Genomic DNA, 22,151 nt, shown 5'->3' with positions numbered 1-22,151 from the left:
AGCGTTTGCATCTTGATCTTAACGACATTTCTCCCCCTGTCTGATTCACCATCACCTACCCCGACGCATTCTCATAATTGACCATGATGAGATCCCAATACTTCAGCTTCGGCAGCTTCAAGGACACCTGATTGTCCTGTTGTGTAAATTCAAGTTGAACTGGCGATCCGTTGTAGTAATCAGGAGAAGCAAACAGGATGCTGCTAACCTTCCGATCTCTGCTGAACGAGATGCTTAGCTCCTGCAGCTCTTTCGGCTCGACTTGCTTGCCCTCGGTATCATTCCAGTTCATCGTGTTTGCATCGGCAAAATTAATGAAATGCACGATATCACTGCTGTCTTTCTTCTTAGCAAAAGACCATATCTTCCCTTGGGCTGCGTCTGCTGTTAAAGCCGGTCCGCCCGTACTTACTACTGTTAGATCCGACGGCTGCAGTTCATCACGCAAAATATTCTGATATGCCGTGAGAAAATCGTAATAATTCGTAAGCTGCTCCTCCAGTTTCGGTGTCAGAGTGAGGTTCTTGTGCGGGAAGTACTCCTTGGACAGCATGTTCTCCCCTAGCTCCAAATGAGCGCCGCCTGACGCGAAGATGACCGCGTTCGCCAGCAGTACGCCCGGAGCATTGAATATTCCCGGAGCATTGGAAAGCTCATAATTTACATAGGCAGCTAGTACCGTGTTCCGCTTATTACTGCTGAAGCCGTTGTTCTGATCGATCACTCTCTTCAGGTCGCCATATTCCGGAAAATCGGACCATACCTCCGTGTAGAAGAAATCAAGCGGTGCTAACGCCATAAACACTTGGCCATATTGGTTAACCGCATTCATGACATAACTGACATCCAGCTGTTTTTTGGCAGCCTTCAAGAATGATAAGTATCCATGTGGCAGCTCCACACTCTCTCCCGCCGCGTTCCATAATGTCCCCCGTTCGCCCAGCTGATCGACATGCCATCCGTCAAAAGGCAGATGCTTGAACACTTCCTTTTCTTTGGCAATCAAGTAATTCTGCCACTCCGGATTGCTCGGATCATACAGCATAATATCGCTGGCCCAGCTGTCCGGGAGCGGATGACTGTCTTGAATGGTGAGCGCTTGATCCTTATACAATGCCCATTCCTTTTTTACGCCGTCTTTCTCCGCATCCTCGTAAGCGCCGAAGATCAGATTATAATTCATCGCCTTCATGTTATGACGATGAGCCAAATCAATATAGCCCTTCACCGTATCATAGGATGTAGGCCGATTCGCGATATCCGGCCATTCCGCCGCGGGCGTTCCGTGAGCCGTCTTGATCGGATCATGGTGCTTGTATTGCCAATCATAGAACTGGATGCCGTTAATATGGTACCGGTTGAGACGGTCAATCACTCTGGTCATCTGTGACTCGCTTAATTTCGGGAAATCAGCCAAGTACCCATAACGCGGGAATTTGGCCCAATCCGAGGAAACGTCTACAGCAATATTCAGGTGATCCATTACCTTGTCCTTTGTCTTAACGAATACCTCCGCCATATAGCCTCTGAAATCATCCTTCGGCGGGGTCCACTCCCATTCGGCTTCAGTTCCGCTAATTTTCACAGTTTGCTGCCCTATTTTCTGTCCGAGATGACGGTACTGGACGAACACCTTAGCTTCCGATTCCGATGGATTCAGCTGAAGTGTGAATTTCACCTTCTCGCCTGGATGATATGCAGCCTTATCCGTCGTAATCCATTTCATCATCCCCTGGCGTTCGACCTGTTCCGCCTTCACCTCCGGTTGTTCGCTGCATCCAGATGCCACAACTGTCATGCAGCAGGTTAGAAGAATGGCAGCGTATTTCGACCATGTCATTCTCAATCTGTCAGAACCCCCTAACTTATCCGTAGTTGTTAAAGCTTCATCCTTCTAAAACGTCTACATTGCACATTCATATTACAGCCTGTCATTGTCCTGCCGAGATAGGCAGGAGTAGTATGTTACGGTAGACGAATGATCGCTGGCATCGAAGTCAATTCTCACCCTCTCCATCGGGCATTTGTCTACCATAAAAAAAAACCGACCCCTCTAACAGGAATCGATTATTTTTGCCGGTTTAACTCTAATTCTACTTTAGTAGTCATCAGGTCGCCGCCTTGTCTCTTCCAATCCTCGACCCATTCGTCAAATGCTTCAAGCGGAGCGGCTCCCATAATAATCTGGGTAAACAGCTCCATTTCCGTATTGATCAAGTGCCTCCACTGGTTTTCAATTGTTCCAGTTTGCGATTCGTAGATGCTGTGTACTTTGTTCAGATTCGGGTCCAGCAAATTTCTCCCGCCGACAAGCAGCGAATAGGCTCGCTTGAAATTTGGATCTCTTGCATCCCAGTACTGAATATCCGTGCTGCTGTAAGGAGCCAGCTTCGTGTTCTTTATGGTATAAACGTCGTTATTGAGCAGCGTATATTCAACCTTGTCATCGAAATCTTCGGGATTTCGTTCCCCTGACAATACAGCTTGCAGCGCTCTAACTGTAGCCGGAATTTCATCGTGCGGGGCCAGCGTATTCCTTAGCGGCTGAAAGTCTATCCCGTACAAGTACTCGTCCCGCAAAATAAGATTGGTCACCTTTACTACCGCTTCGGGGTGTTTATAGCCTTTACGAACGACAATGAATGACTTCGTCGGCTGAAACACCTTGGCATTAAATTTACCGTCCGCATCCAGCGGCAGGGCGTAGGCCTGCCAGTTAGCCCTGGGGTTGTTCTTCAATGCTTCCGGCACCGGCCAATACCCTCCGGAGAAAGGAGCGAAAAACATCCCTGCTTTCCCGTTAATCACCACCTCCGCAGCAGAATCACGGATACCCATCTCCCGATCAATCAATCCATTGGCATACATGTCGCGCAGCTTCTCAAGCGCCGCCTTCGTCTCGGATTGAATCGATCCATAGACGGGCTTTTCCTGAGCGTCTTTCAGCCAAAATCCCGGGTAAGCATTGTAAGCTGAGAAAATGGGATTTAAATTAAAGCTGCCTGGTCCGGCATGATAATCATCATAGAGTGGGACACCTGCTGCGATTCCGATCGTATCCGCCTTCCCGTTGCCATCAGGATCTCTCTCTACAAAAGCTCTCGCCGTCGCTTCCAGCTCATCCAGCGTGGCCGGCGGCTGTAGTCCGAGCTGATCCAGCCAGTCCTTGCGTATCCACAGCATGCTAATGTCTTCCGGAGCCACGGATGGGAGAGCGAGGATTTGGCCATTGAAGGTGACCTGGCTCATCGCAGCCCCATTGGTGCTGTCCATGATGCTTTTCATGACCGGTGATGCATAGTCGTTATAAGCCGTGGTTAAATCGGCCAGCTCATCGGCCTTAACCATTTGGCTTAGTTGGGATGGCGTGACAACCATGGCATCCGGCAGCGTATTGCTGGCGATGGTCAGATCCACTTTTTGCTCCATATTTTGATTCGTAACGATCCAAGCAATGTTGACATGGACATTTAGCGTTTCTTGAATTGCCTTGATCCAAGGATTATTGGCAGGGGTCTCCCCTGTATATGTCTTGTAGTTAGGGTCAACCCCCGCTCCTACACTTAACATGACCGGATGCTCATATCTCTCGAATGGCAGCAGTTCTTGATACGCCTTCGCCGAATCCGTATCCAACGTACCAGATCCCTTACAGGCGGTAAGTATGCATAATAATGCAACTATGAATAAAGCGGTCTTCTTATTCATCGGTTCTCCTCTTTCACACGGCCATTGTCAGAATGCGTGCGTTTACGGGACCTGTACTCGCTTGGAAGCATTCCAGTCTGGTCACGGAAAGTGCGGCTAAAATATTTTTCATCCATATAGCCAGTATGCTCAGCAATCCATTGGATTGTTTTGTTCGTACTAAGCAGGTACTGCTTGGCTTTTTCCATTCGAAGCCTCCGGATATGCTCGATAAATGTATTCCCGATAATATCCTTAAAGCATTGGCTGAAATAGCTTCGACTCATATTAATCCTTTTGGACATGTCTGCCGCTGTTAAGGGCTGGTCCAGTTCGGACCGCATCATCTGCTCGGCATTCAGGATGCAATGAATGATTTCCTGCGAATAACTCGTTTTGTCGGCAGCATGCTGGGTCAAACCGCGAATGCTCTTTAGCCACTGCTCCACTTGATACCAAGAGTAAATAGGCTCGACAAGTTTGATTCTGCCAAGCGTGGATTGTGAGAATAAACGGTTCCACTCATTCACAAAAGCATACAGCAATCCGATCAGCTTCGCCTGCGGCATTCTGAGCAGCTTTATTTCCAGGACCAGCTTCTCGAACAAGCCGTCATGATATAACCACTCTGCGGATAGCCACTGGTCTTTTAGCCGCTCCAGATCTTCCTCGGCTGGCTCTGCCAGATGTTCGCTCCCCTTATGGATACATACTGAGATCGCGGAGATATGCGGCTGATAACTATAGAATAATTCCCGTTCCTTAAAATCCCGGACCCATCGCTGTATCTCGTTTAGCGTGAACCCGTGCAAATCCGATAATTCAATCACTATACACTTCTCCATACTTCGCATGTTGGTTAACAATGAATGGCACAGCTCGTCATCCCGGTCATGTCTCGAGATCAACAGCCAGCAATTACGGTCCACCTCAATCACGTTTACATCTGTAGAAAGATGCAATCCTTTGTTCCATTCGCCGCCGGCATGATGATCAAAACGAACCACAATATAGCCCTTTTCCCCGATATGGATTTGCACATCATCTTGACTCCGGTTAGCCGTTCCATGAACCGCTTGCGCTTGAATCCGGCCTTCGATCCTGCCTAACACTTCCGCGAACTGTTCTTTCTCCAGCTCCACCTTTACAACATAATCTATCGCTCCCAAACGAAGTGCTTCCTGAACATATGCGAAGTCCTGGTGCAAGGTTAAGACGACGATATGAAGCCGGGGATATCGTTCACGGGCGATTCTTATCAATTCGATACCTGACATGACAGGCATGGCAAGATCCGTCAATAACAAGTCAACATCCTGCGTCTCCAGCAGCTTGAGCGCGCGCTCTCCGTTATTCGCTTCGCCAACGACCTGCATCCCGAACTGCTGCCAAGGCATCACGGACATGAGCCCCATACGTACAAATTTATCATCATCCACGATTAGTACTTTAATCATTTCGCTCTCCCACCTCTTCAATCGGTAAGGTTAAGTAAATGCTCGTGCCATTTCCTATCTCGCTTTTGATTTCCAGACACGCCCTGTCCTGATATCGGGATTCGATCGTTCGCTTCACATAATTCATGCCAATTCCCATCCCAACCTTCTGCTGCTCTGCGCTTTTGCTGTTCAGCAGCTTGTGAATCGTTTCCTCTGACATTCCGGAACCGTTATCGTGGATCGCGATCTGGATGCCCCGATTCAATGATCGGACGTCTACCAGAATATATCCTTCATCGTAAAGCCCATGATAGAGCGAGTTTTCAACAAGCGGCTGAAGGATAAACCTAGGCACCTGCTTTTTTAGCACTTCCTCATCCGCATAGATACGCACATCGAACTGAAAATCATATCGAATTTGCTGCAGCGCCAAATACTGCTTGATCGCGTCGATTTCTTCCTCGATGGTCGAGGGCTTTCCCATTTTCCCCAGATTGTAATAAAGTAGTTTATTGAGAGACTGGATCAGACGATCGATTTCCTGCTGTCCGTTCATGACTGCGAGCCAGTGAGCCGTATCCAGCGTATTCATCAGGAAGTGCGGGTTAATCTGATACAACAGTTTCTCCACTTCAAGATCGACCCGCTGCTTTTCTTTGTCTCTGACCTCATTAAACAGCTCCCAGGTTTGTTTCTTCATGTTCTGAAATTGTCTTAATAAATAGTCAAATTCAGGGATCCTGGTCTGTTCAAAGCCTGGTTTGGACCGCTCCTTTGAAAGCGTTTTGATTTCAGTCTGGAACTGACTAAGGGGCCTGTACACCATCTTCCATAACAACCATGCTAGACCTAGCGTTACGCCAAGAAACAATAAAGAGAACAATACAATTTGCAGCAGCCAGCGATTAACCTCTTTATTGAAGTCGGCTTCGGCAATGACAGATACGACACTCCAGCCTTGGTCGCTCGCCTGTTTGTACCAGTAATGGTCTTTGTTATAACCAGAGGAGCCTCCTTCGGAAAACTCCGGAAAAATCGTACCAGTTCGGAATAACTGTGGAATTTCGCTATACGTGATTCTCCCGCTATTATCCAACAGCACATGATAGAGATTGTTACTGGAATCATTGCTTCCAAACATATTTTGGAGCAATTGAAACCCGGATTCTATGTAAATATACACATCATCGCGCCCGGGAAAATCTACTTTCCTTAATGCGGACACCACATATTTGTTATCCAGACGATTAAAACTTTCATGAGGTCCATAGTAGGAAATCCCGTAATACTGGGCAAAAAGGGGCAGCTTCTCTGGAGAAAAGCTGTATTTCACCGGTAAATTTTCGAATTGATACATTTGATCTTTTTCAAAATAATACATTGTCAAACCGATATCTGGGTTGGTGAAGGTAATCAGGTTCAATTTGCTTTTGAACTGATGCTGCAGCTTCATCCGCTGGAAGGGTTCCTCCGTCCGCAGGAGCTCATCGAGCTCCCGGACGATCGTGCCGCCATAGGCAAATTGCTGCGAGATATGGTTCAGGCTGTTCAGTGTATTTTCCAAAGAAAGCGTCACTTGCTTCAAATTGCTCCGGATTCCCGCTTCAACTCGGTTCGTCATGATCGAAAAGATCGTGTAGTATGAAAAGATACTAATACATATAAACGGCACGAGCGAGCTGAATATAAAAATGATGAAAATTCGTTTTTTTAATGTCATCGGAGGCACCTTTTTCGAGGTTGTTTATCGCTGATTCCATTCATCAAATACTGTAGTAACGTAAAACGATTAGCTTTTTTTCTCTTCTTAAATCGATTTTACCCTTGGTTAATAGTGTATTGTACAATTTTTCCAATAATTAAGGAAGGTGCCAAGGTCCTTTTCTTCCATCTTCAACCATAATTAGAGTATGAAAAAAGCCCTCCCGAATCATTCGGAAGGGCTTGTTGCGTTATATTGTCCTAGCGAGTCTGACCAGTAATGATAACCTCAGCATTCGAGATCGGCGGCAATGATCTTGTCATAATCATGGAATGATACGCAACGACCTTGGTGCCTGGTGTGAGCTGTACGGAATCGCCCGATTGGGATACGATTTTCGTCTGGTCTGTAACGTTAAGTATCACATCATTACTTACCTCATTGTCGGAATTCACATCCAAATAAATCAAAGACGACTTTTTGTCAGTATCCATTTTTTTCACTGTCCCCTCAGCCTTGACTAGGGTGTCTTTCACTACGATTTTAGTGGCATTTGTCATCGGAGGTATGCTGAATGTCATCGCAGGTCCATACGTTGCTTCGACAAGAACATTTTCCTTTAATACATCTTTGCTTAGCACATTACCGTTACGATCCTCAATTCGAGTATCTTTGTTGATGTTTAGAACCACCTGCTGTTGACCGCGGCCGTCCAAGCCTTTCCCTACAACCGTAATTTGAGAACCATTCGTTCCGGTAATTACACCTTCCGTTCCGAATGACTGTTCTACCGGTGGACGATCCTCTGTATTTACGATGATATAGCTCGCATTCGATTGCGCTGGCAGGCTTCTTGTGATTTGCGGCCCATAGAATGCTTTGATCTCCATACCAGGTTTAACGTCCGATTGGCTTATTTTCTTCCCGTTACGATCAACGATTTGGGTCTTGCCCGTTACATGGACCACAATCGTTTCATTTGCTGCAGTGTACAGGTTCTTACCTGTGACCACAAATTTGCCGTTCTTAACATCGGTCACTTTCCCTTGAATACCCGTAAATTGTTGATTTTGATCTTGAACGATGATTTTCGATGCGACGCCCCGTGCAGGCACACTCTTGGTCAAATTCGCATTGTATACAGCCTTAACCACTTGATGCCCATCCATAATGTCTTTTAAATTGACTTGTTTCCCTTTGGAATTTACGATTTTGGTGTCCTTGGTAATGGCCAGAGTAATCTCATCTTGTCCTTTGGCCGATTCCCTATGACCTGTTACGGTAATATTCTTGCCTGAAGCATCATTTGTAATCTTTGTGATTTGTCCTAGCGTAGAAAGCATCGATTGCTCTTCATAAGACGGATAATCACAATCATGTTTATCTTCCTTTTCACGCTTCTCGTTGTAATTATCATGCTTCTCTTTCTCATGTTGCTCATTCTCATGCTTCTCTTTCTCATGTTGCTCATTCTCATGCTTCTTGTTCTCATGCTGCTCATTCTCATGCTTCATCTCTTTCGCTTCCCATGACTTACCCACAGATGTGTTAGAAGCTGGGTGAGCACTTGCTGCCATCGGCATTGCCGCCATTGCCAAAAGGGTTGCAGTTGTGAGCACTTTGTAGAATTTTTTCATATCATATCCTCCTAATGATTACGATGATTAGTTTACTTCTTCCATGAAAAACGTGTCTTGGAACCAGGTTGTTCCAATTTCATCAACCTTCATTAGCTTAAACGCAAAGTTGCGAGAAAGGTTGCTTCGACGATGTGTTATTTATTAAAAATAGTAAAAACCTCCTATCCGTAGATAGGAGGTCTCATATGATTAACTCGCTTTGTAATGCGGCTTCAGTACTGCTTCTTCATCTTTCTTCGTCTTGCTTGTTTGACCAGGCACCGAGATAAATATGGCGATGAAGAAAGAAATTGCACAAAGAATCGCGATCATCATGAAGGTGGTCTGGAACCCGCCGAACAACACGCTTAGGAATGAACCGGCCAAGGCTCCCAAGCCAAAACCTTGATAGATGATTCCATAGTTTTTGCTTTGATTTTTCAGACCGAAATAATCAGCTACAATCGCTGGGAAGACGGTAATGTTTCCTCCAAAACAGAATGCGATCGTCGCGACACATATGAAGAAAATACCGAGGTTCAAATGTACAAAGTTTAACGTCAAGACCGCTAATGCTGTTGCGACCAGCGCTCCTGCTACCACTTTCATCCGTCCTACTTTATCCGACAATGGACCCAGAACGAGCCGGCCACCCGTATTGAAAACCGCTACCATGGCAACAGCATTCGCTGCCGTGCTGACATCGAGCCCCGCTAGCTGAACACCAATATCTTTGACGATGCCGATGATATACAATCCGCTCATACAAGCCGTGAACAGAATAATGAAGAGTAAGTACGCTTCTTTTGTACGAAGCATTTCTTTAACCGTATAGTTGCGTTGACTTTGTAGTTTCGCATCCTTTTTCACAGGCGTTTCCGTAACCACTGCTTCTTTTAATAAGAAAGAACCGGCAATAATCATTACCATAACGATGAGTCCCCATACTAGAAAGGCTTGTGAGACCCCCATCGTATTTATAAAATTCGCATTAATATATTTAAACACCAAGCTGCCTGATCCAAAGGCTCCTACCGAAATCCCTGCAATAAGACCTTTACGTTCGGGAAACCACTTAAGTAGATTTGATAAGGTTGTAATGTAAGCTGTACCGTCTGCATAACCAACGACCACGCCAGCAAGTAAGTATAAGAGCCACAACGATGAAACCTGCGAGCTCGCGATAAGTCCTGCTCCAAGTACAGCACCCGCAATCATCGTCAATTTCCGAATACCGATACGATCTTGAATTTTACCGGCAAACAGCGTAGAAAAGGCTAGAGCAAAACTGGTGATCGAAAAGGTAATCGATACAGAACTGACTCCCCACCCGAATTTGTCAGCTAACGGTTGGTTAAATAAACTCCACGTGTAAATCGTCCCTAATCCCATTTGTACAATAATCGTTCCAAGTACGATCAGCCACCGGTTTACATGCGGTTGAGATGTTTGATGGGTTCGCATACTAAATCCCCTCTTTTCATACTGTTAAGTTCAAGATGCTTGTGTTATCTTCAGGGAAGTAAAAGCCTGACTTCTTGCTTCCACACCCTTATCTTATAAGATAAAACGCTTCCTTGAACTAAATTCGACATGAAATGACAAGGATTCGGAATGAAATGCACTTAAATATGCATCAACTGCCTGAATTCTTTGACTTTGCTGCGACTCACGGGTACTTCTGCATCCATATCACGTAACCGTAGCAAGTAAGTATTGTTGAACCACGGTACGATTTCATGGATTTGGGACAGATTGACGGTATACGAGCGATGACAACGGTAGAATCGATCCTGCGGCAGCATGGCGTGGAACTCCGAAATACTCATCGGCATCATATAGGTTCCGTTCTTCGTAAAAACGTTCGTTACCTTCTCTTGTGCTTCGGCGTAAAAAATGTCATCGCTGTCTGTTACGATATATTTGTCATTCTTCAATAAATTAATACGTTTCCCCTCGGATCTTGTCCGGCTAGCTGCGGGATTCTGACTTCCGGCTTGCTGCCTATCCCGTTCAAATGCCGACTCCAGTCTATGAAGCATCACAGCAATCCGATTCTCGTCATAAGGCTTAAGAATGTAATCGAAGGCTTCCAGCTCAAACGCCTGAGCGGCATGCTCCTTATAAGCCGTTGTGAAAATAACATAAGGTTTACGTACAAACTTGCTAATGTTCGTCGCCAGCAGCATACCGTCCAGCGATGGGATATTGATATCGAGAAAGATCGCATCGACTTCATGCTCCTGCAAAAATTTCAGAACATCAAGTCCATCCTCAAATCGATCCACAATTTCAATGCTGCTGTGCTCCGTGATAAGATACTCCAGTTCCTCACGCGCTAATACTTCATCCTCTACAATTATCGCTCTCATCGTGACTCCTTCTGTATGTCAAAATAAATATTCGTGCCTTTATCCAGCCGCTGTATCGTAACGCCCTGGCCAAAGATTAGCTTCACCCGCTTATGGACATTGAATAGACCGATATGATTTGCTGGAACCCGTTCCTCCAGTACCTGTTCAATCATCTCTTCACGAATACCTACACCCGTATCATGCACGCCAATACGAATGGTACCCAGCATATCTTTTACATAGATCGTTACTGTACCCGGCCCTTTATCTTTTAGAATCCCATGCACAATTGCATTCTCTACAAGCGGTTGGATAATTAGACTAGGAATTTTCACGGCGACTTCATCTACGTCATAGACAACGTTCAATCGATTTCCAAACCGGGCTTTCTCAATCTCCACATAATTCCGAACCTGCTCCAGCTCTTTATGAATATCAATTAATTCGTCCGTAAGTTCTAAATTATACCGTAAATACCCCGACAGATTCACGATCAGTTCCCTCGCTTGATCCGGTCTTGTCCGAATGGACGAGCCAATCGCGTTGAGCGCATTGAACAAAAAGTGAGGCTGAATGGTTGTCTGAAGCGCCTTGAGCTCCGCTTTATTCGCCATTTCCTTGATCTCTTCCACGCGCGATACTTCCATTAATGTCGAAATAATTTGCGATAAACCAACGGCCATGGTCTGAAGCGGATACGTGATTTTATGCGCTTTGCGATAATAAATCTTTAGCGTACCTGTGACTTCTTCGCGTTCCTTAAGCGGAATGATGAGCAGCGATTGAATGCCTGGCATGGCATCGTCGAGCGCATGATTGCTGATCCTGAACTCGCCGCTTCGAATGGTTTCCTTGGTCATATCGCTAATGATCTCATGGCGGTACTGGTATCGGTCTTCGCCAAAGCCGACATACGCCAGCACATTTCGCGCATCTGTAATCGCGACGGCATCGGCCCCAATATCCTCTTTTATAATAGAACAGATCTTATGGAGCGACTCGGAATTGATGGAGCGAAAATAGGGCAGCGTCTTGTTCGCAATTTCTAAAGCCAGCTTCGCTTGCTGCGCAGCGATCGCTTCTCTTTCGCTCTCGACATTCTGAATTAATAAAACGATTAATCCGACATTAAATTGCCCAAGTATCATCGGCGTGGCAATTTTGGACACGATGTCGACCCCAAGTGACGTAGGCTGTGCCAGTAGAATGATCAGCAGCATGGTTAATGCCTCACAAGCCATACCGGCTAGAATCCCGATATACCAGCGCATTTGCTTGGGCGTTTTCATATGGATATACCCGGCCACCAGCCCTGCAATAATACTCGTAATAAGACATGGAACAGAGGTCACCCCGCCGATATCAATCAGAAATCGATGGATTCCTGACACCACCCCAACGACGATACCTACCCACGGTCCAAAAAGAATCCCGCCAGACATAATGACGACAATTCGTACGTTGACGAGCGAGCCTTCCACATCAATGCCTGAGTAGGTTCCGAAGATTGCAAAAGTACAGAACAGAATGGTAACGACGGCGAACTCCCGCGGTGTCAGCGATTCTTTTTGCAGAATTTCCCTGAAACTCGGAATGCGCGTTAAAATAAACAAAATAATGAGTAATAATGCCGCACGTTCTGACAGCTGCATCAGCATCGTAAAATGATCATTCATAGGATTTCCTCCAGCCTTAACAAGATGACTGATCTATTTTACCAGAGATTGATCTCTATTGATGTTCCAAATCCATACATTAAATCGAACACAACGTAAGGCCCTTGGCATTTAGGATTTAACAAACTCGAACAATCCATACCATCTTTGAAAATCTATGAAACTTGCAAGAAAAGATGGGCGGGTGGTATATTACATCCATATACTAGAGAGACCATCAGGATAGGAGAAACCAACATGACATATAAAATAGCATTTTTTGATATTGATGGCACGTTAGTGAATGAAGAAAAGCAAATTCCGCAAGATACGATCGAAGCGATCGCTGAATTGAAACGCAGCGGGGTTGAGGCCGTCATCGCGACGGGCCGCGCACCTTATTTTTTCAAGTCGCTTGCCGAGCAGCTTGGCATTGAATCTTATGTCAGCTTAAACGGCGGTTATGTCGTCTATAAGGGAAAAGCGATCTATTCACGTCCAATTCCTCGCGAGCAGGTCGAGTCCCTTGTGAATCATGCCGCAAAACATAAACATACCCTTGTTTTTGAAGGGGCTTCGGATTTTTCCTCGAACAATGCTGAGGATACCTTCATGCTGGATGCCGTGGGCTCCCTCAAGGTTGACTTGCCTAAGTACGATCCAGATTTCTGGCGTACTGAAGATGTCTATCAAGTATTTCTTCATAATGAAGCGGACCATGAGCATCTCTATATGAATGCTGTTCCTGGACTTCGTTACATCCGCTGGCACCCTACGGCGATGGATGTCTTGCCAACCGAATCTTCCAAAGCAGAGGGCATTAACGCCATGCTTCGTTTATTAAATATCAAGCACGAGGAAGCGGTAGCTTTTGGCGATGGGTTGAATGATAAGGAAATGCTAGAGGTCGTTGGACTCGGGATTGCGATGGGGAATTCTCACGAAGATCTGAAGCCATATGCCGATTATATTACGACGCATGTGGATGAGGGCGGCATTGTAAACGGGCTGAAATATGCTCAGCTCATTGAATAAGGGAGAACATTCATAGCGTCTTACTTTCAAAAAAATGCACTTGCCCTTTCGAGTAACCAAACCATAAGAGTTGGTCACTCGAAAGAGAAGTGCATTTTTATTGGACTTCGTCTTATTCTTTATCTGCATTCATTTGTTCTAACATGCGATTAAAAATGACCTCATAACTTTGGTTTCCATGAAATAATGAACGTTTCACCCGTGAAATGGTAGCTGTACTCGCGCCCGCTTCCTCCTCAATTTCATTGTATGTTTTGCGGTTATATAACATTTTGGCTACCTGAAATCGCTGCATTAACGTTTTGATCTCATTCACTGTACACAGATCGTCAAAGAAAGCATAGCACTCTTCAAGCGTTTCCAGTGATAATATGCCCTGAAAAAACTCATCCAATGCTTTTCCTTGCAGTTCCTTAATCAGCATGTGTAGACCTCCTTCAATGATGAGTGCATCTTGTTGTATAAAGAGTATTTTTATTCATTATGTATAACTGATCATATCATATCATTAATTCCTTATAAAAACCAAATGATCCGGTACAGAAAAAAATGGATGTTTCACCAATTAATTTTCTGCCCGGGTCATATTTTAATGTGCTTCCGAAGCCTTCTTCGGTCTAATAAATCCGAATAAGATATTAATGATCGGAGCAGAGAAACAAAAGATTGCAAACGGCAAATACTCGAGTGTGGAGACCCCTAATGTTCCGGTAATAAACACGCCGCTGACCCCCCAAGGTATCAGAGCATTGAATGCTGCTCCTGCATTGGCCACGATCCTCGACATTTCTTTGCGGGGAATATCAATCTGATCAAATTGAGGCTTAAACGCTTCACTCGGCAAAATGATGGATAAGTATTGTTCCCCAAGCAAAAGGTTAATACCCATGGAACTAATGGCTGTCATAAGTATGAGTTTACCTTTGGTACTTACAAAATCGGAAATTCGAGAAATAATCGTACTGATAATTTTCAATTCCACGAGCAATCCACCTAGTGACAGCGCGAGCAGAATGAGAGACACAGACCACATCATGCTTTGAATACCGCCCCGAGTAAGCAGCTTGTCCACACTTTCTACGCCAGTACTCGATACATAACCGTTTTGCATCAGCTTAGATAGATCCAGGAAGCTGGTCTGAGGGTGATAAATAAAGAGAATGATGATCGTACAACCGATACATAACAACAAGGTTGGAATCGCCGGGATTTTACGCCAAGCACATAAGAATAGCACCAACACCGGAATGAGTGTCCAGGCAGATATGGTGAAGGAAGAGTGAAGTGTATTCACCAGCTCACTGATCTCTGCTCCGGTCGACAAGACATTAGAATGCCCTGCCAAAACAAAAAACAGAAGTGAAATGATTGCGGCTGGAATAACAACGCGCAAATTGTAGCGAATATGTGTGAATAAATCGACCTCAGCTATGGCTGATGCCAAATTGGTTGTATCTGACAACGGGGAGATGTTGTTTCCTAAAAAAGCACCGGAAACGATGGCGCCGGTCGTAATCGCCGGATCATACCCCATAATCTGTCCCATGCCGAAAAAAGCGATGCCTACAGTAGAAATCGTAGTGAAGGAACTGCCTACAGTGACTCCTACAATTGCACAAATAATAAATACAGATGGTAAGAAATATTTTGCGGATAGAATGCCAAATCCATACACCATAATGGTTGGAATCGTTCCAGCAGCAATCCATACACTGACCAGAGCGCCAATGAGCATAAAAATCAGAATCGGAATTAATCCGGGAGTAATGCCGTTCTGTATGCCTTTGTGAACTTGATCCCATGAAAAGCTCTTGGCTCTGGCGAAGATGATAATAACGCCGAGACAAAAGAGAATGGGGATTTGAGGATCCATACTGAATCCAATAATGCAAATTCCGATAATAGCTAGCAGCACGACCAAAAGAAATAAACTTTCTTTGAGCGATACCTCTCCTTTTTTCATAAGCTGAACTCCTTATCTATGATGACTTTCTAAACATGCTGTTATGAGTTCAAGCGTTGTTCTGCCTTATTGTAGGCGCCATGCCATACGGGTCCTACAAAAGAGTTAAAGGCAAAGCCATGCTTAATCCCTTCGGTAGCAAACAACTTCGCTTTAGCAACGGCGTCTCTTACAGGCATTCCTTTGGCGAGTCCGGCTGCAATCGCAGCGGCAAATGTACAGCCTGCTCCGTGGTTATAACTTGTCTCCAATTTGTCTTCTTCGAAGATCGTAAATTCGGAACCATCAAACAGCAGATCAACGGCTTTATCACCTTTAACGGATTTTCCGCCTTTAATAACGACATGTTTTGCACCGAGACCGTGAATGATCCGGGCGGCTTCTTTCATATCCTCTACAGTGCTAAGGGATTTCATTCCTGCCAACTGCCCTGCTTCAAATAAATTTGGTGTTACAATGGTTGCCCGCGGCAGCAGAAAATCACGAATAGCCACCCCATTTTCAGGCTGAAGCACTTCATTTTCACCTTTGCACACCATAACAGGATCGATAACAACATTTTGGATATGATGTCGATCGATCGTTTCGCGAAGCAAATATATTATCTCAACAGATCCCAGCATCCCTGTCTTCATGGCATCGAGTGGACCACCGGATAGAATTGTTTTCAATTGTTGTCGTAGCAGCTCAGTGTTTATCGGATAAACGGCATGATTCCAGCCCTGATCCGGATCCATAGTTACAATCGAAGTAATGGCTGTGAATCCAAAAGTTCCATATTCCTGAAACGTCTTAAGATCAGCCTGCAATCCAGCCCCGCCGCTTGAGTCGGAACCTGCAACAGTTAATACTTTTTTTATTGCTGTAATTCCCATTTCCAGCACTCCTTATTGAATAAAAAGGAATACGCAACAGCATACTGTTGTTACGTATTCCTTTGTTAAAATTGTGAATTAGATCTCCATTACGGCCTTCTCTAGATTTTCTTGGATCGCATTCTTGATTTTAGCGGCATAATCTTCAAATACTTCTGGATCATGTGCATATGGAGACAGAGCACAAGCACGCAGAATAGTAACTTTTTCAACACGATTCCATTCTTCTTCAGAGAAACCAATGCCTTTTACATATTCCAGTGGGCTGTGGCCATAGTCTGGGATAGCAAAGTCTGTGTGAGAAGTGAAGAATTCGTTGCTGTAAATATCGCTCTTCACATAGGATGAATAGTTGAAGAATTCATGGTTCAGCTTGTTCATTCTCTCCAGATCTGTGTTTCCTTCTTCATTGAAGGTGTAGTCGACCATATTGAAATCTGGTTTGGTCAATGGGTGACAAATAATAACTTTACCGTTCACGTTGAATTTCAAGTCCTTCAAGAAGTTATAGAAACGGTAAGCACCTTCAAGGCTTGCCCCCATTAATTTACCGTATCCAGTAACATTAAGTGGAAGAACTTTGTGAGCAGTCCAAACGGCAGCCGCTGTAGCACCTGCTTTGGATCCTTCCAAAATATAAGCTCCAAGCAGTGCTGGAATGTCTGCACCTTTCTCGAATACGTAAGTTGCAAAGTAAGAAATTGCATCGCGCATTCTGATGTCTCTAATTACGATCGCACCTGCTGCGTAAGGGATATAGCCCATTTTGTGCGGGTCAATCGTAATGGATTCAACTTTGCTCATCGCGTCAAAGGCATTGTACACATCTTCAGTGAGCCATTCGTCTTGCAGTTTTTTATCCGTGAATACATGGTTTCTTTCGAAAACTTCGTCAATTTTGTTGTAAGGAATAAACTCATCATTTTCATCCAGGAAAATCGCACGAGCATAACCACCGTAAGCAGCATCGACGTGAATGTAGAAGTAAATACCTTCTGCCTGCAATTTCTCACGCAGAGCAACCATCTTGTCGATATGGTCAATTTGACCTTCTTCCGTACTACCTACGACACCAACCACGCCAAGAACTGGAATTTGCTCAGCTGCAAGTTCGCGAATTCTGGTTTCCAGCTTCTCGATATCCATGTGGTAGCTGCTGTCTACATCAATAGCTTCAACAGCATCCAGACCCACACCGATAATGTCCGCAGATTTCAACCAGGAATAGTGTTTGGTTTGTGGAATAAGCCATTTACCCAACTTGTTAAGGTAGCGACCACTACGTGCGGATTTAGCTTTGACTTCATCCATTTGTTCAGGGATTTTATCCATAAGGTCCAGAATTTCGTCTGTGGACATGTTCAGAAGCTCCCATTCGGATTTGCCTTCAACATGTTCAGGTGCGACTTCCTTAATGGCAAGCGGCAAGGACTTCAAGTTACGTGCATACCAGATTCCCTCGAGGTTAGCGATGGAACCGTCCGCACAAATGTGGCCCCAGCTTTCACCGGCTTTATAGCTCATCATTTTGCAAAGCTGATGTCCTGCTTCCTCTTCCATTTGAGAAGTTCCAGGTGAGGATTCATAAGCAACATTGTTACCATTCCAGAGCATAGCGGAAGTATATGCAAGAATAGAAGGCATCAATGTTTCAGAGTTCATGTGGCCCCAGAAACGACCCGCTGTATGCCATGGCATCGATTCTGTGCGAAGTTTGGAAGATAATTCATCAAAAACACTGCGCATATGGTTCGCTGTATTCTTAAAACTTGATGAATCTTTATCAAATGGTGTAATGACAGGCAGATCCTGTGGCTGATAATTTTGACGCCATCCAATGTGCTCGTCCACCATTTTAAGCAAAAGTTCTTTAAAAAGATCAGCGTTTTCCCCTTTATGTCCAATAAACAGTGCTTTCAGATCAATTTCAGGAATTTGATAATTCATGTTGTAGTCCTCCCATTAAGTCGAATTGTTATAATTAGAAAGTGAATTATTTTTGTGAAATAATTCACTTTTCTTCCAGTTTGGTTTGTTCACTTTTCTTCCAACTTGGCTTCTTCAATTTATAAATAACCAGAGCAATACCTACCATTACAATCGTAGCCACAACTTGATAAATGATGTAACCGGTATACTGGCTAGGTTTCAGAATTGAAGGTGGAATTAAGCTGACGATAATTGTAATAGCTACACTAAACATGGATAGCAGGGCTACGAACCACATGAGACCATTTCCTTTTTTACCAAGTCTAAATGGTCTTTCCATGTCAGGCTTTTTATAGCGCAATCGGATTGCGGAAATAGCTATAAGCGCATATACGATACAATATAAAATGGTCGTTGTAATCGTTATGATCAAGAACGCGCTGTTGACATCAGGTACAATAATATAGAGTACCGATACAAGTGAGATGACAATGGCTTGAATTAATACGAATGTAATTGGAATATCTCTTGAATTTCTTTTCTGGAAAAATGGCGGCAAGTTACCTTCATCCGCTACTTTAATCATGGATTTACTTGGTCCAAGCACCCAAGCACTTAACTGAACCAGCACACCAATCAATATCATGGCGGAAATCAAATTAACAAAAATAGTCGGAATGCCTAAATCAGTACAGAAAATCATAAAAGGTTGTGTAATATTGGCCAATTGCATTTGTCCTTTTGGCACACCGTTAGCTACGGTCAAACCGGCAATAAGGTTGAAAACAACAAGCAATAATACAGATACAATAACCGCGATCGGATAGTTCCGTTTCGGGTTTTCAATATTGTTCGCATGAACGGATGAAATTTCCACACCAGCAAAGATAAAGATAATGCCGGATAGATAAGTCAAACTTCCTAGGTTTGTAAAATCAGGAAGCAAATCTTTTGCCTTAAAGTTACCCAGATAACTTTGTGGTTGAATACCATGTTTCATCATATAAATAACGCCAAGAATGACGAGAAATACGAATGGAATGTATACACCGATGATTGCACCCCAGTTACCTGCAATCTTGACCATGTCGAATTTCAAGTTCAACAAGGTTACACCCCAATAAGAAATCAAAATAACGATAAAAATAAAAAAGTTATTCGACGAAAGCTCAGGTTTATTAATGACATAACCAAACAATACTCCGACGGTTGATGCCACCATAACCATTCCGAAAAACATTTGAACCCATAATAGCCATGAGGTTACGAAGCCCCATTTTTCTCCTAAACCATTTTTGACCCATACTTGCGGTCCGCCTTCTTCTGGATACGATGTAGACATCTCTGCGGACATCAGTGCAATAGGAAGGGCAAACAAAACTGCTGCCACCAGCATGTAAAATATCTGTGTCCATCCAGTAATTGCTAGCGTAGGCACACTACGTACCGTACCGAAGAATGCCATGGTAATACCGATCAAGCCAAATAAAGTAAGTTTTTTTGTATTGGCCATAAATTCGATCCTTCTTTCTATTTCCTTTTGTTTACCCATGATGCATAAATATTAAATTCGAATTGAAGGACAATGATTTGATCCCAACACCTCACATCATAAAATCTTTATCATATTTTGTTAATCGATTAACTCGCTTCGTCAGTATACGCCTCGTTTTTTTCTTTTGTCAATTCATGTCGAAACCTTGTCACATATGGATTTTTAATGGATTCCCAAAAATTTATTCATAGCTGCACCAATGCTTTGATTACATTAATGATCAAAGCATCAAAGGTTCAATGCTTTTATCAATGAAAGCATTCCCGAGAAAATAAATTGTATATTTATTATACTTAATGAATTTTTACTCCCTACCCTATTTTAACATTTCATGATATCTCCTCTCTTCCTGTTTGAGGTAATAATGAGCACATCAGCAGTTTTCATTATGCTAACGTTAGATTGGCTTCAGACAAATAATCTTATTCTGACACTTGGATCAAGTACTGGAGGATCGTGGCGTTTTTTATGAAGAACTGACATTCTATTTTAGTTCCATATAAAATGAATACTTAATCACGGCAGAGATATGGATTTAGACTGTTATTCAAATCCCCAAGCCAAAAATGCTTCAATCATTTCTTTATAGTTACAATCGTTACATTCCAAATCGCGGAAATAGAGTATTTTACTGATCAGAGCTCCATGGAAAATAAAAACAAAAAAGACTGGTTTTCAGGCCATTTTCATGACTTGAAAACCAGTCTTAAAGTGATGAATATCATAATGAAAATGTGATATTTATCATGGTAATCATATTTGCATCAATTCAAACTTTTGGGTTCAAATGAATAGCTGGTAAGCTATTCTCCTAATTTCACCAAGCTGTAGTTCTTTTTACCTTTTCTAATAATAATGAACCGTCCATCAAAGGAGTTATCTACTGTAACTTCCATATCTCCATCCGTGATTTTCTCACCATTCATCGAAATGGCACCGTTAGTAATATCCTCACGCGCTTGACGCTTTGAAGGCTCAATACCTAGATCAACCAGCCAATCGATAATATTTTTAGGTTCACGGGAAGCTTGGAAGGTCGGCATATCTTTAAAGCCTTGCTCAATTTCATCGGCTGTCAGTGATTTAATATCTCCGCTGAACAGTGCTTCTGTAATTTTCTTCGCTTGTACCAGCGCTTCTTCACTGTGAACGAATTTCGTCATTTCTTCAGCCAATCTTAGCTGAGCTTCACGTTTATGCGGCTCGGTTTGTACCTTGACTTCCAGCTCATCAATTTGTTCTTTCGTCAGGAAAGTAAAGAATTTCAGGTATTTGATCACGTCCCGATCGTCTTGGTTTGCCCAGAACTGGTAGAATTCAAATGGAGTCGTCTTGTTTGGATCCAGCCAGATCGCACCACCAGCAGTTTTACCAAACTTCGTACCATCCGCCTTCAGCATCAATGGAATGGTGAGACCAAATGCTTTCGCTTCTGGACCTTCTTTTTTACGAATGAGATCAAGGCCGCTTGTAATGTTCCCCCATTGATCCGCTCCACCAATCTGAAGCTGCACATCTAATGCATTGAACAAATGGTGGAAGTCCATGGATTGAAGGATCTGGTATGAGAATTCGGTGAACGAAATTCCCGAGTCAAGACGGCTTGCAACGATATCTTTGGCGAGCATCGTATTTACACTGAAATTTTTCCCGTAATCACGAAGGAAATCCAATATGGTTAAGTTATGTGTCCAATCGTAGTTGTTCACCATGCGTAATCCCGTGTCGCCCTCGTTAAGGAACAGCTTCTTCATCTGCGCTGTCAAAGCATCCACATTCTTCTGAACTTGATCCATTGTTTGCAATGTACGTTCTGATGTTCGGCCGCTTGGGTCGCCAATGGTGCCTGTCGCTCCGCCAATTAGAATTACAGGACGGTGACCAGCCAGCTGGAAACGTTTCAGCATCATGAATGGGATCAGGTGGCCGATGTGCATGCTGTCTCCGGTTGGGTCAACTCCACAGTATAGCGATATCGATTTCTCGCTTGTCAGTTGGCGTAATCCCTCTGCATCTGTTTGTTGGTTGATGGCTCCGCGCCATTCCAGTTCATCGATAATGTTCATCATCGTTGTCAGCTCCCTTGGTAATTTATTTAAAGTTCGTGTTTTAGATAAATGAAATGAACAAGAAAAACAAAAAAATCGTCTCCTAGTCTATTATAGACATAGGGACGATTATTAACCGTGTTACCACCCAATTTGCATGAACAGCGCTGCAGCCACTGCTCATACCACTCTCGGCAATGATATCGATTGCCAATCCGCTTAGCGTTACCTAAGATCCTCCAGAGTGTAATTCGCAATTGTGTGTGTACCGGGTCGCATCAACCCCCGGC

Annotated in this window: 15 protein-coding genes and 1 other annotated feature (1 of these 16 running past the window's edge); of the genes, 1 reads left to right on the top strand and 14 read right to left on the bottom strand. The window is 43.9% G+C overall.

Going from position 1 to position 22,151, the window contains the following annotated elements; all coding sequences use genetic code 11:
* Positions 1-55 precede the first annotated feature (55 nt).
* The 8 genes from MUG84_RS03710 to MUG84_RS03675 form a co-directional block, all read right to left on the bottom strand.
* A complete protein-coding gene (locus MUG84_RS03710) occupies positions 56-1,840 on the bottom strand; it encodes a glycoside hydrolase family 66 protein (RefSeq protein WP_244720940.1) in 1,785 nt (594 codons plus the stop codon).
* Between the two features lie 227 nt (positions 1,841-2,067).
* The gene (locus MUG84_RS03705) at positions 2,068-3,708 is read right to left on the bottom strand and encodes an extracellular solute-binding protein (protein ID WP_244720179.1); all 1,641 of its coding nucleotides are present in this window, start codon (positions 3,706-3,708) and stop codon (positions 2,068-2,070) included.
* Complete coding sequence (locus MUG84_RS03700) at positions 3,705-5,144, bottom strand: response regulator transcription factor (RefSeq protein ID WP_244720176.1); 1,440 nt, start codon at positions 5,142-5,144, stop codon at positions 3,705-3,707. Before MUG84_RS03700 ends, MUG84_RS03705 begins: the two co-directional genes overlap by 4 nt.
* Positions 5,137-6,846: a sensor histidine kinase gene (locus MUG84_RS03695; protein WP_244720171.1), complete on the bottom strand. Its 1,710-nt coding sequence runs from the start codon at positions 6,844-6,846 to the stop codon at positions 5,137-5,139. Before MUG84_RS03695 ends, MUG84_RS03700 begins: the two co-directional genes overlap by 8 nt.
* 242 nt (positions 6,847-7,088) lie before the next feature.
* Positions 7,089-8,465, bottom strand: coding sequence for a peptidase (locus tag MUG84_RS03690; protein ID WP_244720168.1), 1,377 nt, complete (start codon positions 8,463-8,465; stop codon positions 7,089-7,091).
* Between the two features lie 192 nt (positions 8,466-8,657).
* The gene (locus MUG84_RS03685; protein WP_244720165.1) at positions 8,658-9,911 is read right to left on the bottom strand and encodes an L-lactate MFS transporter; all 1,254 of its coding nucleotides are present in this window, start codon (positions 9,909-9,911) and stop codon (positions 8,658-8,660) included.
* A 161-nt stretch (positions 9,912-10,072) separates the two neighbouring features.
* Positions 10,073-10,819 (bottom strand): LytR/AlgR family response regulator transcription factor, encoded by a 747-nt coding sequence (locus MUG84_RS03680; RefSeq protein ID WP_244720162.1) that lies wholly within the window; start codon positions 10,817-10,819, stop codon positions 10,073-10,075.
* Entirely contained in the window at positions 10,816-12,477 is a 1,662-nt protein-coding gene (locus MUG84_RS03675; protein ID WP_244720159.1) for a sensor histidine kinase, read from the bottom strand. Before MUG84_RS03675 ends, MUG84_RS03680 begins: the two co-directional genes overlap by 4 nt.
* A 237-nt stretch (positions 12,478-12,714) precedes the next feature.
* Here MUG84_RS03675 and MUG84_RS03670 point away from each other — a divergent pair, with 237 nt between their 5' ends.
* Positions 12,715-13,491, top strand: coding sequence for a Cof-type HAD-IIB family hydrolase (locus tag MUG84_RS03670; protein ID WP_244720141.1), 777 nt, complete (start codon positions 12,715-12,717; stop codon positions 13,489-13,491).
* Between the two features lie 112 nt (positions 13,492-13,603).
* Here MUG84_RS03670 and MUG84_RS03665 read toward each other — a convergent pair whose 3' ends face one another.
* From MUG84_RS03665 to tyrS, 6 genes are all read right to left on the bottom strand, one after another.
* Positions 13,604-13,915: a YerC/YecD family TrpR-related protein gene (locus MUG84_RS03665; RefSeq protein WP_244720138.1), complete on the bottom strand. Its 312-nt coding sequence runs from the start codon at positions 13,913-13,915 to the stop codon at positions 13,604-13,606.
* A gap of 165 nt (positions 13,916-14,080) precedes the next feature.
* On the bottom strand, positions 14,081-15,454 hold the full coding sequence (gene nhaC / locus MUG84_RS03660) for a Na+/H+ antiporter NhaC (RefSeq protein WP_244720134.1): 1,374 nt from the start codon (positions 15,452-15,454) through the stop codon (positions 14,081-14,083).
* Between the two features lie 41 nt (positions 15,455-15,495).
* Positions 15,496-16,329 (bottom strand): pyridoxine/pyridoxal/pyridoxamine kinase, encoded by an 834-nt coding sequence (gene pdxK, locus MUG84_RS03655; protein ID WP_244720131.1) that lies wholly within the window; start codon positions 16,327-16,329, stop codon positions 15,496-15,498.
* Positions 16,330-16,407: 78 nt separating this feature from the next.
* Complete coding sequence (gene tdc, locus MUG84_RS03650; protein ID WP_244720127.1) at positions 16,408-18,276, bottom strand: tyrosine decarboxylase; 1,869 nt, start codon at positions 18,274-18,276, stop codon at positions 16,408-16,410.
* A 64-nt stretch (positions 18,277-18,340) separates the two neighbouring features.
* Positions 18,341-19,771 (bottom strand): tyrosine-tyramine antiporter, encoded by a 1,431-nt coding sequence (tyrP, locus tag MUG84_RS03645; RefSeq protein WP_244720123.1) that lies wholly within the window; start codon positions 19,769-19,771, stop codon positions 18,341-18,343.
* A gap of 845 nt (positions 19,772-20,616) precedes the next feature.
* A complete protein-coding gene (gene tyrS, locus MUG84_RS03640) occupies positions 20,617-21,879 on the bottom strand; it encodes a tyrosine--tRNA ligase (protein ID WP_244720938.1) in 1,263 nt (420 codons plus the stop codon).
* A gap of 100 nt (positions 21,880-21,979) precedes the next feature.
* Positions 21,980-22,151 (bottom strand) — a binding site (T-box leader) (it continues 50 nt past the right edge of the window).

The organism is Paenibacillus mangrovi (genome assembly GCF_022898935.1).
GTDB lineage: Bacteria > Bacillota > Bacilli > Paenibacillales > Paenibacillaceae > Paenibacillus_AQ > Paenibacillus_AQ mangrovi.
The sequence above is the reverse complement of the archived record's forward strand: the minus strand, read 5'-3'. Positions and strand labels throughout refer to the sequence as shown.

Coding starts and splice junctions, on each gene's coding strand:
- MUG84_RS03695 (WP_244720171.1), bottom strand. CDS start 6,846: ATGACATTAAAAAAACGAATTTTCATCATTTTTATATTCAGCTCGCTC.
- MUG84_RS03710 (WP_244720940.1), bottom strand. CDS start 1,840: ATGACATGGTCGAAATACGCTGCCATTCTTCTAACCTGCTGCATGACA.
- MUG84_RS03690 (WP_244720168.1), bottom strand. CDS start 8,465: ATGAAAAAATTCTACAAAGTGCTCACAACTGCAACCCTTTTGGCAATG.
- MUG84_RS03665 (WP_244720138.1), bottom strand. CDS start 13,915: ATGCTGATTAAGGAACTGCAAGGAAAAGCATTGGATGAGTTTTTTCAG.
- MUG84_RS03670 (WP_244720141.1), top strand. CDS start 12,715: ATGACATATAAAATAGCATTTTTTGATATTGATGGCACGTTAGTGAAT.
- MUG84_RS03680 (WP_244720162.1), bottom strand. CDS start 10,819: ATGAGAGCGATAATTGTAGAGGATGAAGTATTAGCGCGTGAGGAACTG.
- MUG84_RS03705 (WP_244720179.1), bottom strand. CDS start 3,708: ATGAATAAGAAGACCGCTTTATTCATAGTTGCATTATTATGCATACTT.
- MUG84_RS03675 (WP_244720159.1), bottom strand. CDS start 12,477: ATGAATGATCATTTTACGATGCTGATGCAGCTGTCAGAACGTGCGGCA.
- tyrS (WP_244720938.1), bottom strand. CDS start 21,879: ATGAACATTATCGATGAACTGGAATGGCGCGGAGCCATCAACCAACAA.
- MUG84_RS03685 (WP_244720165.1), bottom strand. CDS start 9,911: ATGCGAACCCATCAAACATCTCAACCGCATGTAAACCGGTGGCTGATC.
- tyrP (WP_244720123.1), bottom strand. CDS start 19,771: ATGGCCAATACAAAAAAACTTACTTTATTTGGCTTGATCGGTATTACC.
- MUG84_RS03700 (WP_244720176.1), bottom strand. CDS start 5,144: ATGATTAAAGTACTAATCGTGGATGATGATAAATTTGTACGTATGGGG.
- pdxK (WP_244720131.1), bottom strand. CDS start 16,329: ATGGGAATTACAGCAATAAAAAAAGTATTAACTGTTGCAGGTTCCGAC.
- nhaC (WP_244720134.1), bottom strand. CDS start 15,454: ATGAAAAAAGGAGAGGTATCGCTCAAAGAAAGTTTATTTCTTTTGGTC.
- tdc (WP_244720127.1), bottom strand. CDS start 18,276: ATGAATTATCAAATTCCTGAAATTGATCTGAAAGCACTGTTTATTGGA.